Origin of the sequence: Prevotella communis (genome assembly GCF_022024175.1) — a bacterium.
GTDB lineage: Bacteria > Bacteroidota > Bacteroidia > Bacteroidales > Bacteroidaceae > Prevotella > Prevotella communis.
Genome location: NZ_CP091794.1, coordinates 3,088,585 through 3,104,864 on the forward strand (window position 1 = coordinate 3,088,585; position 16,280 = coordinate 3,104,864).

At 48.7% G+C, this 16,280-nt stretch carries 17 protein-coding genes; 7 read left to right on the forward strand and 10 right to left on the reverse strand.

Annotation, left to right across the window (positions count from 1 at the left end):
- Positions 1–6 precede the first annotated feature (6 nt).
- Positions 7–1,032, forward strand: coding sequence for a threonine aldolase family protein (locus L6466_RS12380; protein WP_091818829.1), 1,026 nt, complete (start codon positions 7–9; stop codon positions 1,030–1,032).
- 22 nt (positions 1,033–1,054) lie between these two features.
- Here L6466_RS12380 and L6466_RS12385 read toward each other — a convergent pair whose 3' ends face one another.
- The 6 genes from L6466_RS12385 to rpmH form a co-directional block, all read right to left on the reverse strand.
- The gene (locus L6466_RS12385; RefSeq protein ID WP_091818828.1) at positions 1,055–1,720 is read right to left on the reverse strand and encodes a NigD1/NigD2 family lipoprotein; all 666 of its coding nucleotides are present in this window, start codon (positions 1,718–1,720) and stop codon (positions 1,055–1,057) included.
- Between the two features lie 74 nt (positions 1,721–1,794).
- Entirely contained in the window at positions 1,795–3,015 is a 1,221-nt protein-coding gene (locus L6466_RS12390) for a 1-acyl-sn-glycerol-3-phosphate acyltransferase (protein ID WP_237802691.1), read from the reverse strand.
- 3 nt (positions 3,016–3,018) lie between these two features.
- Entirely contained in the window at positions 3,019–4,008 is a 990-nt protein-coding gene (locus tag L6466_RS12395) for a D-alanine--D-alanine ligase (protein WP_091818826.1), read from the reverse strand.
- 8 nt (positions 4,009–4,016) lie between these two features.
- Positions 4,017–5,111 carry an RluA family pseudouridine synthase gene (locus L6466_RS12400; protein ID WP_091818825.1) on the reverse strand — a complete coding sequence of 365 codons (1,095 nt, stop codon included), beginning with the start codon at positions 5,109–5,111 and terminating at the stop codon, positions 4,017–4,019.
- A 1-nt stretch (position 5,112) separates the two neighbouring features.
- Positions 5,113–5,757, reverse strand: a complete 645-nt coding sequence (locus L6466_RS12405; protein ID WP_091818824.1) for a PASTA domain-containing protein — start codon at positions 5,755–5,757, stop codon at positions 5,113–5,115.
- Between the two features lie 223 nt (positions 5,758–5,980).
- Positions 5,981–6,136 carry a 50S ribosomal protein L34 gene (gene rpmH, locus L6466_RS12410; RefSeq protein ID WP_091818823.1) on the reverse strand — a complete coding sequence of 52 codons (156 nt, stop codon included), beginning with the start codon at positions 6,134–6,136 and terminating at the stop codon, positions 5,981–5,983.
- 196 nt (positions 6,137–6,332) lie between these two features.
- Here rpmH and efp point away from each other — a divergent pair, with 196 nt between their 5' ends.
- From efp to L6466_RS12440, 6 genes are all read left to right on the forward strand, one after another.
- On the forward strand, positions 6,333–6,899 hold the full coding sequence (gene efp, locus L6466_RS12415; protein WP_091818822.1) for an elongation factor P: 567 nt from the start codon (positions 6,333–6,335) through the stop codon (positions 6,897–6,899).
- Positions 6,900–6,932: 33 nt separating this feature from the next.
- Positions 6,933–8,033 carry a glycosyltransferase family 2 protein gene (locus L6466_RS12420; protein WP_091851037.1) on the forward strand — a complete coding sequence of 367 codons (1,101 nt, stop codon included), beginning with the start codon at positions 6,933–6,935 and terminating at the stop codon, positions 8,031–8,033.
- Positions 8,030–8,719 (forward strand): RadC family protein, encoded by a 690-nt coding sequence (gene radC / locus L6466_RS12425; RefSeq protein WP_237802688.1) that lies wholly within the window; start codon positions 8,030–8,032, stop codon positions 8,717–8,719. The genes L6466_RS12420 and radC overlap by 4 nt, the downstream gene beginning before the upstream one ends.
- A gap of 22 nt (positions 8,720–8,741) precedes the next feature.
- A complete protein-coding gene (locus L6466_RS12430; protein ID WP_237802687.1) occupies positions 8,742–10,883 on the forward strand; it encodes a M3 family metallopeptidase in 2,142 nt (713 codons plus the stop codon).
- An 84-nt stretch (positions 10,884–10,967) separates the two neighbouring features.
- A complete protein-coding gene (locus tag L6466_RS12435; protein WP_091818818.1) occupies positions 10,968–11,288 on the forward strand; it encodes a metal-sulfur cluster assembly factor in 321 nt (106 codons plus the stop codon).
- 2 nt (positions 11,289–11,290) lie between these two features.
- Positions 11,291–12,055: a UDP-2,3-diacylglucosamine diphosphatase gene (locus tag L6466_RS12440; RefSeq protein WP_091818817.1), complete on the forward strand. Its 765-nt coding sequence runs from the start codon at positions 11,291–11,293 to the stop codon at positions 12,053–12,055.
- A 90-nt stretch (positions 12,056–12,145) separates the two neighbouring features.
- Here L6466_RS12440 and L6466_RS12445 read toward each other — a convergent pair whose 3' ends face one another.
- The 4 genes from L6466_RS12445 to folP all read right to left on the reverse strand — a co-directional run bounded on the left by L6466_RS12445 (position 12,146) and on the right by folP (position 16,157).
- Entirely contained in the window at positions 12,146–13,336 is a 1,191-nt protein-coding gene (locus L6466_RS12445) for an acetate kinase (RefSeq protein WP_091818816.1), read from the reverse strand.
- Positions 13,337–13,469: 133 nt separating this feature from the next.
- Positions 13,470–14,480: a phosphate acetyltransferase gene (gene pta, locus L6466_RS12450; RefSeq protein WP_091818843.1), complete on the reverse strand. Its 1,011-nt coding sequence runs from the start codon at positions 14,478–14,480 to the stop codon at positions 13,470–13,472.
- A 99-nt stretch (positions 14,481–14,579) separates the two neighbouring features.
- On the reverse strand, positions 14,580–15,356 hold the full coding sequence (gene cdaA / locus L6466_RS12455) for a diadenylate cyclase CdaA (protein ID WP_237802686.1): 777 nt from the start codon (positions 15,354–15,356) through the stop codon (positions 14,580–14,582).
- Between the two features lie 9 nt (positions 15,357–15,365).
- Positions 15,366–16,157: a dihydropteroate synthase gene (folP, locus tag L6466_RS12460; protein ID WP_237802685.1), complete on the reverse strand. Its 792-nt coding sequence runs from the start codon at positions 16,155–16,157 to the stop codon at positions 15,366–15,368.
- Between the last annotated feature and the right edge of the window lie 123 nt (positions 16,158–16,280).

Sequence of the window (16,280 nt, forward strand, 5' to 3'; positions counted from 1 at the left end):
AAAAAAATGGTTTCATTTGAATGTGACTATGATAACGGGGCGCATCCTTTAGTACTGGAAGCCCTTGTAAAACACAACAATGCACGTCCTACGCCCTACGGCTTCGACGAATTCTCTGAGCGAGCCAAGCGTCGTATCCGCCAGGCTTGCGGACTACCCGATGCGCAGATATTCTTCCTCACAGGAGGTACGCAGACCAATGCCACTACAATCGACTCTATGCTCTATCAGTATGAGGGCGTCATCTGTGTGGGCACAGGACATATCAACGTACACGAGGCGGGTGCTGTAGAGTTTACGGAACATAAGATTATCACCCTTCCTGACAACCACGGTAAGATGGAAGCCCGTGTGCTGAAGAAATACCTCGACGACTTCATGGCCGACGGTAACAGGAATCATGCCGTGCATCCCGGACTGGTATACATCACCTTCCCCACAGAACTAGGAACACTCTATACGGCGCGTGAGTTGGACGACATCTATCAGGTTTGTCGCAACTTTGACATACCTCTTTATATAGATGGTGCCCGTCTTGGCTACGGACTGATGGCTGAGGGATGCGATATCACCCTGCCCTATCTGGCTCGTCATTGCGACGTGTTTTACATCGGTGGCACAAAGATTGGTGCCCTCTGTGGCGAGGCTGTGGTATTCACACATGGTAATGCCCACAAGCACTTTTTCTCTATCCAGAAGCAACACGGTGCCGTGATTGCCAAAGGTGCACTGATAGGCCTGCAGTTTGAAGCGCTGTTTACTGATAATCTCTATTTCCAACTGGCCCGTCATGCCATAGAGAAAGCCATGCAGATGAAACAGATGTTTCAGGAGCACGGCTATGAGTTCTACCTTGACTCGCCAACCAACCAGCAGTTTGTGATTCTGCCCAACGAGAAGATACAACGTCTGGAGAAATATGTACAGTTTACCCACTGGGGCCCATACGACAATCATCATACCATCTGTCGCTTCGTTACCAGTTGGGCTACAACCGACGAAGATATGAATACATTAAGAGACTGCCTGTAAAAGCAGTCTCTTTTATTTTTCCTTATATCTTGATGCGCTTCTCAACCAGTCCGTTGTAGGTATTGACATCCAACCAGACAGAGTCAACACCAAACGATTGCAATGGTACGCTGACATAGATACGCTGTGAATAATATTCGGGCATTCCTGCCTGATCATGATAAAGCGTCAGATGAAGCGTCTTGGTACCATCAGTATTCTGATAGAGTGAATCACGGCGAAAGCCAATCTTATGCACAGCCTCCTCATCCTCTGTATAGCCTTGCATCAGATAGAGCGACAGATTCAGGTATTGTTTCGACTTTCCCACCCAGGCACTCTCAAAGCGTACCGGGTCGGTCTTCATGTCCTTCATCTGATGGGGCGAGACAACAAGCACCCTGTTCAGTCCTTTCACCTCAGCTTTATCGCCATCCTTGACATAATAGAAAATGGCACGATAAACCGTATCGGCTTTGGGCATCAGGTTTGATGAGAAAGGATTAGTCACAGAGAACTGCACACCATCATCGGTCACAAAACGCGTAACCTTCTTGTCAGAGGCCGTAAAGCCATCACCCATCTCCGCTACCATAGCCGACAGTTCACCCTCACCCTTCTCGTAGACATCCTGGGTACAGGAAGAGTTGAGAATGGAGAGCTGGGAACTGAGAAGTATGACCAGAAACTGATGAAAGACCTTCCTCATTGTGCGGTAGCAAATTATTCACTTTTCACTATTCACTTTACCTTATTCACTTTTCACTATTCACTTTACCTTATTTACTTTTCACTATTCACTTTACCCTTATTAATCGCAGGGTTGGCATACATCTCCAGCATCTTCTGACGCAGGAAAGCCTCATCCTTATCAGCCAGTTTAATCTTGTCCAACTGTCCATTCAGATAAGTCTCAAAGCGCTGACGGTCAGCAACAGTATAGTGAGCGCACTGCTCCGTATTCCCATTCAGCTCATCCAAAGCGATATAGTTGCAGGGATAGAGCGTGTAGCCACGATGAATCTCACGGTCCATGCGCTGCGCCAACTGAGCAAAGAACTCATTCTTGGGCAGTTCACTAAGTTCATCAATCCACTGATTGACAGGTGTTCCGCAATGATACTTCACCCTGCCCTTGTAACCAAAGATGCCCGCCTTCATATTGTCAAGGTCATCCTGCTTACTCTTCTTAAAAGCGGGGTTATCACGTTTCTGCTGGAACTCCTTTGCCTTCAGATAATCACAAGGATCAAACTCATAACTGATGGTCAGCGGCACAATATTCAGCTCCTTCAGGTCACCTCCCATGGCCATCATCTTCAGTACCGACTCCTGCGTACGGTCGTCAGAGTCCTTGGCACGTCCCTCGCGTTGCGCAATCCAAATATTCTCGCGCTTCTTGGTGACAGCAAAATGGATATAACGGCTCATCAGCTGACTGCTCTCAAACATCTCGTGAGCCGTCAGTCCACGACGAACCGTAAAGGCCTTGTTCATACGTACCAGTCGCTTAATCCACGGATAAATCAGCAGATTGTCGCCAATACCAATCTCCACTGTGGTGGGATAGCCATTCTTAAACAACAGCAAATCAAGGAAAGCAGAATCAAGCACGATATCACGATGATTGCTGACAAACGTGTAGCGCTTGTCAAACTGTGAACTGAGAGGTGAGCGCTCGAACTTGTTCGCTTTGCTTGCAAAGAATTGAGAGGTATGATTAGTTTTTAGCGCTGCGTCATCAAACGTACATCCATCCGTATGCTTGCGGATGATATACTGTACCACGGGCTTCATAAACCGCTTCTGGAAATCAAGGGGCGACTTCACCCCAATGAAAGCCAGACGCAGCAAACCGTTACGAAGAAATTTAGGCAGCCAGGGCGCAAATCCCTTCATGATAAGATTAAACTGGCGGTCGTTCAATAGGTCATTGAACGCCTGCTTCATCTCCTCAGGCTCATAGGGCCTGATATCATTAAACTGCTCTATTCCTTCTACCATACCTTAAAACTGATTTTCCACGATATCCGTCAGTACATCTGTCATTGAGAGACCTGCGGCACGTACCTGCTGAGGGATGAAGCTGGTTGGCGTCATACCCGGAGTCGTATTAATCTCAAGCATGGAGATCTGCTGGTCCTTCGAGATGATGTAGTCAATACGGATGATACCATTACAATGCAGGATGTCATAGATATGACTGGTAATCTCTGCCACACGCTTTGCTGTATCCTCGGGGAGACGAGCAGGCGTAATCTCCTTCACCTGACCATTATACTTAGCGTCGTAGTCGAAGAAATCATTCTCGCTGACCACTTCCGTTGCAGGGAACACCACCGACTTATTCTTCGTCTTGTAGCAACCGATAGAGATTTCAGTACCCTCCAGGAACTGCTCAATCATTACCTCGTCGCTCTCCAGGCTGGCCTTGCGTATAGCAGCAGCCAACTGATCGGGCTTCACCACCTTCGAAACGCCAAACGAACTACCATCGTTAGCAGGCTTCACAAAGCAAGGCATACCTACGATGTCAATTATCTCCTTCTTGCTGATTTTCTTTTCCTGTCCGCGACGTACCAGCACGCTATCAGCCACCTTCACGCCAAAGCCACGCAGGTAGTTGTTCAGCACGAACTTATCAAACGTCAGAGCCTCAACCAGCACGCCACTGGTGCTATAGGGGATGTGCAGGATCTCCAGGAAGCCCTGCAGGATGCCGTTCTCACCCGGTGTGCCATGAATGGTGATATAAACATAGTCGAAAGTACGTTTTTTTCCGTCCTCCTTGAATGAAAAGTCGTGAACAGTCATACGGGTAGTAGTACCGTCGTGCAGGAATACCTGCCAGTCGGTGCCCTTCATCTCCACCACATAGACATTATAGCGTTCTTTGTCGAAAAACGAATAAAGACCCTGAGCTGAGCGCAGAGAGACATCGTGCTCAGAAGAGTCGCCACCACAGACGATGGCAATTGTGCGTTTCATTTGTTGCATAGTGTATCTTAAATTATTTCCTTTAATTCTTGAGTTTTCAATCTGTTGCGCCATTTCTCTATCAGAGCCCCCATATCATCGGGCAGCGGACTGGTAAAGTCCATCTGTTCACCGGTACGAGGATGCACGAAGCCCAGCGTACGGGCATGAAGCGCCTGACGCGAACAGAGTTTAAAGCAGTTTTGGATATATGCCTTATACGAAGCTGTGCGCTCACCACGCAGAATCTGGTCACCACCATAACGCTCATCGGCAAACAGCGGATGACCTATATGCTTCATATGGGCACGTATCTGATGGGTGCGGCCCGTTTCAAGCACACACTCCACCAATGTCGTGTAGCCATAGCGTTCCAACACTTTATAATGCGTCACGGCAGGCTTTCCCACTTCCGAATCAGTCGGGAACACCGCCATACGCAGACGATCCTTGGGGTCACGGCCTATATTACCTTCGATGCGTCCCTCGTCCTCCACGAAGTTGCCCCACACAAGGGCATTATAACTGCGATGGGTGTTATGATAGAAGAACTGTTTTCCCAAATTCGACTTTGCCTCAGGCGTCTTAGCCACCACCAGCAGTCCACTGGTATCCTTGTCAATACGATGTACCAGTCCCACCTGCGGGTCGTTAGGATCATAGCTTGGCAGATTACGCAGATGCCAGGCGATAGCGTGGACCAATGTTCCGTGGAAATTGCCGCATCCCGGATGCACCACCATGCCGGCAGGTTTATAGATAACCATCAGGTCGTCGTCCTCATAACGCACATCCAAAGGAATATCCTCTGGTTCTATCGTAGTATCGAAATGCGGACGATCCAGCATCAGAGTGATGATATCGCCAGAACGTACCTTGTAGTTGCTCTTGACCGGACGGTCATTAACAAAGAGGAAACCCGCCTCAGCAGCCTGCTGAATACGGTTACGCGAAGAGTGTTGTGTGTGTTCCGTCAGGTATTTGTCAATACGCAAGGGGACCTGTCCGCGGTCTACCTCGATCCGCAGATGTTCATAGAGTTCCTGGTCGCCATCAGGCTTCTCCTCACCTTCCAGCAACTCCAGCTCATCGTCCTCAATCAGCATTTCGTCTTCCATGCGCATGTTAATCTGTCACCTCCAGGAAATCATCAATATCACCGGCCGAGAACTCATCCTCTTCGCCGGTCACTTCTTCCATCTCGCGTTCCTCACCTGTAGCACCGTTGCCAATAACCAAGGTCAACTCCGATTCGCGGGGAATACTCTCGCCCGACATCAGGCTGCGACCTCTATACTGGATGCCATACACCCAGTCCTTCTCACCGTCAATGAGTTTCGGTGCAAGCAACTCAAAGCCAAGCGACTTCAAGCGAGCCTCAGCCTCACGATAGCTACAGTTATCAATCAAATCTGGAATCTTTTCACACGGCATCGTCAGCGAGTTGATCGTCACATAAATGATACGGCCACTCTTCACCTTCATGCCATAAGCAGGGTTTTGCTGGATAATGGCACCAGCGGGCAGGCCCTCCACATAAGAAGAATCGTTGACCACAACGACCAGACCTGCAGAATCCAACTTCTGAACAGCCTCTTTATGAGTTACTCCATATAGATTAGGCACCTCAATACCCTCACCGTGATGGGTGTAGCTGTTAAGCCACCACATCACACCGATACACAAGAGGACAATAACGACCAGCATAGCCAACAGATTTCCCCATAGGATAGGCGCCTTGATTTTCGCTGCAAATTCTTTTATACTCATTCTTTCTAATGCTTTCTAATTGCAAAGGTACGATTAAGCAAGCAAAAAAACAAAGAATTTCATTCTTTTTTTGTCGAGCATGAGTACCTTCGCCATATTTATATGGCAAAAGTACAAAAAATATCCGATTAACAATACTTTTTCAGGAAAAAAGTAAATAAATAATAAACGGGATGAAGCCTGATGCCTCATCCCGTCTATCGGTCGTGTACCAAGTAATGGTTTACTTTCCGTGACGCTCGTCAGAAACGGTCAACTTTTTGCGGCCCTTTGCACGGCGAGAAGCCAGGACGCGACGGCCATTCTTTGTGGCCATGCGCTCGCGGAAACCATGCTTGTTTACGCGGCGACGATTGTGCGGCTGAAATGTTCTTTTCATTGCTTTATTATTTGTTTATTTTGTTGTTATTCAGACTAAAAATATGGTACTACACCACATTTCGGGCTGCAAAATTACACAAATCTTTTGAATTACACAAATTTTTCTCAAAAAAATTATGGATTATGAATCAAGAATTAAGAAATATTTCGTACCTTTGCACCCGAAAATAACAAAATACATTATTTATATTTATATGATTAACTCACAAGACATTAAGAAAGGTACCGCCATTCGCATGGACGGCGCCATTTGGGTTTGCATCGACTTCCAGCATCGCAAGCCAGGTAAGGGCAACACCATCATGATTATCAAGTTGAAGAATGTAAGCGATGGCCGCGTGCTGGAGCGTCGTTTCAACATTGGTGAAAAACTGGAGGACGTTATCATCGAGCGTCGCCCCTACCAGTATCTGTACGAGGACCAGTCTGGCCGTATCTTCATGAACCAGGAGACCTTCGAGCAGATTCCCATCGACAACGAGTTGGTTATCGGTCACGAGTTCATGAAGGAGAGCGACATCGTGGAGGTTGTTTCTGACACTACCGATGGTACTATCCTCTATGCTGAGATGCCCGTTAAGACCATCTTGCGCGTTACTCACTCTGAGCCCGGCATCAAGGGCGACACCGCTACCAACACCCTGAAGCCCGCTACTCTGGAGACTGGTGTTGAGGTTCGCGTTCCCCTGTTCATCAACGAGGGCGACCTGATTCAGGTTGACACCCGCGACGGTTCTTACCTGGCTCGCGCTAAGGAGTAATCCAATTGACAATTGATAATTTGTAATTGACAATTGAAATATTCTATCATCGTTCCGGTCTACAATCGTCCTGATGAAGTGGATGAACTCTTAGAGAGTCTCTGTCATCAGGAAGTGAAGGACTTTGAAGTCATCATCGTTGAAGACGGTTCGAAGAAACCATGCAAGGATGTCTGCGACAAGTACGCAGGCATCCTTGATTTGCATTATTACTTCAAGGAAAACAGCGGTCCCGGACAGAGCCGCAACTATGGTGCAGAGCGTGCTCAGGGCGACTGGCTCATCGTACTAGATTCTGATGTAGTATTACCAACAGGCTATCTGAAGGCTGTCGATACCGAGCTCACATCTTCCATCAGCCATCAGCCATCAGCCATCGACGCTTTCGGCGGTCCCGACGCTTCTCACCCTTCATTTACTCCTGTCCAGAAAGCTATTTCGTATAGCATGACATCATTCTTTACCACAGGTGGCATTCGCGGTGGTAAAGGTAAGAAACTCGACAAGTTCTTCCCCCGTTCCTATAACATGGGCATCCGCCGTGAGGTCTATCAGGAACTGGGAGGCTTCACAAAGATGCGCTTCGGTGAGGACATCGACTTCTCTTATCGCATCGTCGAGGCCGGTTATAAAACCGCCCTCATCCCCGAAGCGTGGGTATGGCACAAGCGTCGTACCGACTTCCGCAAATTCTTCCGTCAGGTATACAACAGCGGTATTGCCCGCATTAATCTTGAGAAGCGCCATCCTGGCACGCTGAAACTAGTCCATCTGCTGCCCACCGTCTTTACGCTTGGCGTTATCGGCTGTCTGCTGCTGTTCGCACTTGGAGCCGGACTCTATATTGAGGGAGAGTGGCTCGATGCCAACGGACTGCGCCCTGACGACAATATGCATCAAGGCGTAGGCTTTATGTTCTGCGTCCTGGCCATGCTGCCTTTGTTGTTCTACAGTACCGTCATTTTAATCGACTCCAGTATCCGCAACCGTAGTCTCTGGGTAGGCCTGCTTAGCATCCCTGCTGCCTTTACGCAACTGATGGGCTACGGTCTCGGTTTTATTGAGTCATGGTGGAAACGTTGCATCCTGAAGAAAGATGAGTTTACGGCTTTCGAGAAAAACTTCTATAAATGAACAACAAACTCAATATCAACCAATGGGCTGAGGAAGACCGACCGCGCGAGAAGATGGAGCGATTGGGCGCTCAGGCATTAAGCGATGCTGAGTTGTTAGCTATTCTGATTGGCTCTGGTTCGCCCAGGGAAGATGCCGTATCGCTGATGAAACGTATCCTTGCCGACTGCAACAACAACCTGAACACGCTCGGAAAGATGAGTATTCGCGACCTGTGCCAGTATAATGGCGTGGGACCGGCAAAGGCCATCACCATCATGGCGGCCTGCGAACTGGGCAAGCGCCGACAGATGGAAAGTGCAGAGGAGAGGCCCGACCTGGGTACTGCCACGAGGATATACAACCACATGCATCCCGTGATGCAGGACTTGGACGTAGAAGAGTTCTGGATTCTGCTGATGAACCAGAACTTCCGTCTCATCAAAAAGTTGCGTATTGCCCATGGCGGCATATCAGAGGTTAGTGTTGATATACGTATCATCATCCGCGAGGCCGTGCTTTGCAACGCCACCGTCCTGGCCGTCTGCCATAACCACCCGTCAGGCAACCTCAGACCCAGTCTAGCAGACAACGAACTGACAAAGAGTATCCTGCAGGCCTGTAACGTGATGCGCATCAAATTCATGGATCACGTCATCATCACAGACGGCAGCTATTACTCTTACAAAGAAGAAGGAATCTTTTAAACCCACATAAACAAACAAAACTATGAAATTAACAAAGACACTTATGACATTAGGACTTGCATCGGCTATGATGATGCCGTTTAGCGCCTGTCAGAAAACACAGCGCGAGAATCCGTTATTGCAGGAGAGCACACTTCCCTTTGGTGCTCCTGATTTCACCAAGATTCAGACAGAAGACTATCTGCCTGCTTTCGAGTTTGCCATCCAGCAGACACGCGACAATATCCAGGCTATCGTTGATAATACTGACTCAGCTACTTTCGAGAATACCATCCTCGCCTACGAGGAGAGCGGACGACTGCTCGATCGCGTCAGTCGTGTGTTCTTCGCCTTGACAGAGGCCGACAAGACCCCTGAGATTGGCGAGATAGAGAAGAAGGTACAGCCCATGCTGACCGACCTTCAGAACGAGATTGCCTTCAATAAGCCTCTCTTCGAGCGTATCAAGAAGGTGCACGATAACGAATATGTATCTGAAAATAGCTATGCACGTCTCAACAGTGAAGACCGAAAGCTGACGGAGGAGATCTACAAGGACTTCGTACGTCAGGGTGCTCTTCTGCCCGATGATAAGATGGCACGCATGAAGGAAATCAACCTGCGCATCTCTGACCTGCAGCAGCAATGGGGCGACTTGTTGCAAGCTGCCGTGAACGATGCTGTGGTATGGGTAGATAAGAAGGAAGACCTGGCAGGACTCTCTGAGGCTGACATCGCCCAGTGCGCCAAGGATGCCGAAACACGTGGCGGCAAGGCTCCCTATGCCATCGTCATCGTCAACACTACGCAGCAGGCCATCCTCACCAACCTGGACAACCGCGACCTGCGTAAGAAGGTCTATGAGGCCAGCATCCACCGTGCAGACGGTACTAATAAGCACAACACTTATGCTATCGTGAGCGAGATGGCTAAGTTGCGTGCCGAGAAGGCCGAGATTATGGGCTATCCCAACTATGCGGCCTATTCTTTGGATAATACAATGGCAAAGACGCCCGAGAATGTCTATGCTTTCCTGAAGAATCTTATTGCGCAGTACACGCCAAAGGCAGATGCTGAGACGAAAGATATTGAGGAATATGCCCGCAAGACAGCAGGTGCCGACTTCAACCTGGAGCCTTACGACCGTTTCTACTATTCTGCCAAGATGAAGAAGGAGCTGCTGAACATCTCCGAGGATGAGGTAAAGCCCTATTTCAACGTGGACAGCGTGCTTATCAATGGTGTATTCTATGCTGCCAACCGCGTCTACGGACTCACCTTCAAGGAGCGTACAGACATTCCCCTCTATCATCCTGACATGAAGGCCTTCGAGGTCATCGACAAGGACGGTAAGTCCAAGGCACTCTTCTATACCGACTATTTCCGTCGCCCCACAAAGCGTGGCGGTGCCTGGATGGACGGTTTCCAGAAACAGAGTCGCCAGTGGAACCAGTTACCTATTATATTTAATGTATGCAACAGCGCCAAGGCCCCCGAGGGTCAGCCATCATTGCTGACTTGGGACGAGGTGACTACCATGTTCCATGAGTTTGGCCATGCCCTTCACGGCATTCTCTCAGACTGTCAGTATAATAAGTTGAGCGGTACCAGCGTAGCCCGCGACTTCGTGGAGATGCCCTCACAGTTCAACGAGTCATTCGCATCTATCCCCGAGATATTCGACAACTATGCACGTCATTACGAGACTGGCGAGCAGATGCCTGCCGACCTGAAGGAGCGCATGCTCAGCAGCATCAACTTCCAGTCAGCCTATGCTCTTGGCGAGAACCTGGCTGCCACCTGTCTGGACCTGGCTTGGCACATGTTGCCCTCTAAGGATGTACCTTCTGCCGAGGAGGCTGCACAGTTCGAGACCGAGGCCCTGCGTCAGATTGGACTGCTCAACAATCAGATTCCCCCACGCTATCGCACCAGCTACTTCAACCACGTTTGGGGTGGAGGTTATGCTGCAGGCTATTACAGTTATCTGTGGACCGAGGTGCTGGCTGTGAATATTGCTGATGTCTTTGCTCAACGCGGCGCCCTGAATCCTGCAACTGGACAGAATATGCGCGACAAGATTCTGAGTCGTGGTAACACGGGCGACCTGATGAAGATGTTCTCTGACTTCACCGGTATGGAGCAGCCCGATGCCTCCAGTCTGTTGAAGGCACGCGGACTCTAAAGAAAAAGGCAAGAATCTGAAAATTGCTAAAATTGCTGCAAAGATACGTGTATTAAATAAAAAATGCGTATCTTTGCAGCAATTATGTTACAAGAAGAAAAGACAAAAATAGAAGAGCGGATCGTGGATGTGCTGAAGACCGTCTATGATCCTGAGATTCCCGTCAACATCTATGACCTGGGAATGATTTACAAAATTGACGTACAAGACGACTCGTCAGTAGAACTGGATATGACCTTTACTGCCCCTAACTGTCCAGCCGCCGACTTCATCCTCGAAGACGTACGCACCAAGGTAGAGAGCGTAGAGGGCGTCAAGGGCGCCAACGTCAACCTCGTGTTCGAGCCTGCATGGGACCAGAGTATGATGTCAGAAGAAGCACGAGTTGAACTTGGATTCGACTAACAATGAAGAATATTTATTTTTTATCTGATGCCCACCTCGGTTCCTGGGCGATAGACCACAGGCGCATGCAAGAGCGCCGTCTGGTGCGTTTCCTTGACTCTATCAAGGATAAGGCAGCAGCCGTCTATCTGTTGGGCGATATGTTCGACTTCTGGTACGAATATAAATATGTGGTGCCAAAAGGCTTCACCCGTTTCCTCGGAAAGATATCCGAATTGACCGACATGGGTGTCGAGGTACATTACTTCACTGGCAACCATGATATCTGGGCCTACGAATACCTGGAGAAAGAGTGCGGTGTTATCCTGCATAAACAGCCACAGACAGTTGAGCTCTATGGCAAGATTTTCTACCTGGCTCACGGCGACGGGCTGGGCGATCCCAACAAGTCGTTCAAGGTGATACGCAGTATCTTCCACAGCAAGACCTGCCAATGGCTCTTCTCTGGATTGCATCCACGCTGGGGATTATGGTTCGGACACACATGGGCAAAACACTCACGACTGAAGCACGAGGCAAACGGCGTTGATCCTTATATGGGTGAAGACAAAGAGCATCTGGTGCTCTATACTAAGAAATACATCCAGTATCATCCTAATGTAGATTACTTCATCTACGGACACCGCCACATAGAATTAGACCTTCAGTTAACGAAAAAAGCCCGTGTACTGATATTGGGCGACTGGATCAGTCAGTTCACCTACGTGGTTTACGACGGCCAGCACCTGTTCCTGCAACAGTATATTGAGGGAGAAAGCAAGGTTTAAGGAAAAGGTAAAAATGAAAAGTGAAAAATTTGCTACCGCGCGATACAGATGCGGTAGCAAATTTTTCACTTTTCACTATTCACTATACCCTTAAAGCAGGTTCATCGTGTCGGTAGCAATCATCAGTTCCTCGTCAGTAGGAATGACAACAACCTTCACCTTAGAATCGTCGGCAGAGATAATAGCCTCCTCGCCACGAACCTGATTCTTCTGGTCGTCGAACTTCACGCCAAGGAACTCCAGACCCTTGCAAACCTCAGAGCGCATAGAAATCTGGTTTTCACCAACGCCAGCTGTGAAGACGATGACATCAACGCCTCCCATAGCAGCAGCATAAGCACCGATATACTTCTTAATACGATAGAAATACATCTGCTGTGCCAATACAGCCTTAGGCTCACCAGCCTTAGCAGCGTTCTCTACATCGCGCATATCGCTTGAACCACCAGTGATACCAGCTACACCACTCTTCTTATTAAGCAGGTTGCTCATACCGTCGGCATCCAAACCGAGCTTCTTCTCGAGGAAGGTAACGGCACCACCGTCGATATCACCGGAACGGGTACCCATTACAAGACCCTCCAGAGGTGTAAGACCCATTGAGGTATCGATGCACTTGCCATCAAGAACAGCAGCAACAGAACCACCGTTACCAATGTGACAGGTAATCATCTTGGTTCCCTCAGCCTTGATACCCAGGAACTCGCAGGCACGAGCTGATACATAACGATGAGAGGTGCCATGGAAACCATAGCGACGCACGCCATACTTCTCGTACAACTCGTAAGGAATAGCGTACATATATGCCTTTGCAGGCATGGTCTGATGGAAGGCAGTATCAAACACACCAACCTGGGGCAGACCAGGCATCAGCTCTTTCACTGCATTCACACCCTTCAGGTTAGCAGGGTTGTGCAGAGGAGCCAGGTCAGAGCACTCCTCGAAAGCCTTCAAAACCTCGTCGGTCAGCACTACAGACTTATTGAACTTCTCGCCACCATGAACCATACGGTGACCTACAGCATCAATCTCCTTCAGGTCTTTGATGACACCGATCTCAGGATCGGTAAGCAGAGAGAAGATGAACTTCACGCCCTCAGTATGCTCGGGGATATCGTGCATAATCTGCTTCTTCTCGCCATTGGCCAGCTTCACCTTTACGAAAGCATTGTCCAAGCCAACGCGCTCAGCACCACCACTGGTCATCACGCTCTTATCGTCCATGTTGTACAGGGCGTACTTGATTGACGATGAGCCACAATTCAATACTAATATCTTCATAATTATCGACCCCCTCCCAACCTCCCCCTGTATGGGGAGGAGTATTTACCAATAGGAGTTATAGGGGCATTCTTTAAATGATTATTCTAATTGTATCCACTCCCCTCCATACAGGGAGGGGTTGGGGTGGGTCTTACTTCTTAGCATCCATTGCCTGACAAGCTGTGATAGCTACCAAGTAGTAGATATCCTCTACAGAGCAACCACGGCTCAGGTCGTTAACAGGACGGGCGATACCCTGCAGGATAGGACCAATAGCAGTAGCACCAGCCAGACGCTGAACAAGCTTATAGGCGATGTTACCTACCTCCAGACAAGGCATTACCAGCACGTTAGCCTTACCGGCAATCTCTGAACCAGGAGCCTTCTTTGTACCTACAGAGGGAACGAGGGCAGCATCTGCCTGCAACTCACCATCAATCTTCAGTGAAGGATCGAGTTCCTTAGCCAACTTAGTAGCCTCAACAACCTTGTCTACCACCTCGTGAGAAGCACTACCCTTAGTAGAGAAGCTCAACATAGCCACGCGAGGATCAGCAAAGCCTGCCACACTCTTTGCAGTCTGAGCCGTGCAGACAGCAATCTGACTCAGTTGGTTAGCATCAGGCATAGGTGTCACAGCAACGTCACCGAATACCAGTACACCATTCTCACCATACTCGGGCTTATCAGTAATCATCAGCATTGCGCCGCTCACACAAGTGATACCAGGAGCACACTTGATAATCTGCAAAGCAGGACGCAGCGTCTCACCTGTTGTAGACAGCGCACCAGAGATCTGGCCATCAGCACCCTCTGTCTTGATAATCATACAACCCAGATAGAGAGGATCCTTTACCAGCTCACGAGCCTTCTCGATAGTCATACCCTTCTTCTCACGGAGTTTCTGCAGAAGCTGAGCCAACTCCTCGCTCTTCTCATAGTTCAGCGGGTCAATCAGAGTAGCCTTATCGATATGAGTCAGGCCCTTCTCCTTAGCCAATGCATGCACCTTCTCAGGGTTACCAATCAGAATCAGGTCTGCGATGTCATCTGCCAGCACACGATCGGCGGCAGTCAGGGTGCGCTCCTCTTCAGCCTCAGGGAGCACGATGCGCTGCTTGTTGCTCTTTGCACGCGCAATGATTTGTTCAATTAATCCCATAGTTTGTATTATGTTTAACATTTATTTTTAGATGCATGCAAAATTACAAAAAAATATCCGAACATCGGTCAGATACCCAGATTTTTTTTATTTCTCAATTCATTTCATTAACTCCGTCAGTTCTGCTTCCAGCTCCTCGGCAGAAAGCCGCAAATGGAACAGCCCGTTATGCGCTGTACTGATAGTACCCGTCTCCTCCGAAACGATGACACACAGCGCATCACTCTCCTGCGACATACCAAGCGCAGCCCTATGACGCAACCCTAGCTCCTTGGGGATATCCAAATCATGACTCACGGGCAGAATACAGCCAGCCGCTTTGATGCGGTGGTTACTGATAATCATTGCACCATCATGGAGAGGTGAGTTCTTGAAGAAGATATTCTCAATCAGTCGCTGGTTCACCTCGGCATCTATCACATCGCCTGTTTCAACGATATCGTCCAATGGCACGTTGTTTTCTACCACAATCAGCGCCCCCACCTTACCCTTTGCCATCTGAATGGCAGCCATCACAATAGGAATAACATTCTTCTTGCGCTGAGCCAGGTTGCGCTCCTCAGCATATCCAGGCGAGAACATACGCATCAGCGTGCGCATACGCCGATGAGCCCCGAGGTTATACAGGAACTTACGGATATCCTCCTGGAAAATCACAATGATAGCAATAACACCTACCGACACCAGTTTATCGAGGATAGTACCCAGCAGTTTCATTTCCAGAACCTGAGACACAAAAACCCATACCAAGATGAAGATCATGATACCCACAAAGATATTCAGCGAACGCGACTCACGCATCACCCTGTAGGTATAAAACAGTATCACTGCCACCAGCAGGATATCAATGATGTCCTTGATTCCGAATTCTATCATATATTGCGATTACGAATTTAGCGCTTTGAAAATCTTCACACACTCCACAGCCTCCTTCACATCGTGTACCCTCAGGATATCGGCACCTTTCATCAGCGAGATGGTATTCAGCACCGTTGTGCCGTTCAGGGCCTTACTCTGATCCGACTGCAGCAGTTTAAATATCATGGACTTTCTGGAGATACCCACCAACAAAGGCAAGCCCAGCACCTGCAGTTTCTCCATCTCATTCATCAGACGGTAGTTGTCCTCCACCGTTTTTCCGAAGCCAAAGCCCGGGTCTAGAATAATATCTTTCTGCCCCATATCGCGCAGCATCTGCACCTTCTTGGCAAAAGCCATCAGCGTGTCGTGCAGGTTCTTCTGTACCGACATCAGAATATATGGTACGCGCAAACGGGCTACCATACGAAACATCGCCTCATCCGCACCCTCACTCACATCGTTGATAATGTCAGCACCATATTCCTCCACAGCCATACGCGCCACATCAGGTCTGAATGTATCTATCGACAAGGGCACATCGGGTTGCTCACGTCTCACCACAGCCAATGCCATTCGCATACGTGCCATCTCTTCCTGCTCCGATACTTCTGTAGCACCAGGTCGTGTAGAGTAAGCCCCAACATCGATAAACGTAGCGCCCTGAGCCACGATTTCATTGGCTCTGGCGGCTATTTCCTTTTCAGTCTGTTTACGGCTGTCGGCAAAGAATGAGTCGGGTGTGGCATTCAGGATACCCATCACAGTAGGCTCCTTCAAGTCCAGCAGTCGTCCCTTTATATTCAGTGTATATTCCATAATCGACGGCAAAGGTACAAATTTAATTATGAGTTAAGAGTTAAGAAGTAAGAAAATTTTCCATATCAAGACATTTTTTCTTAATTCTTAACTCTTAACTCTTAACTTTTCCTTAACTTTGCA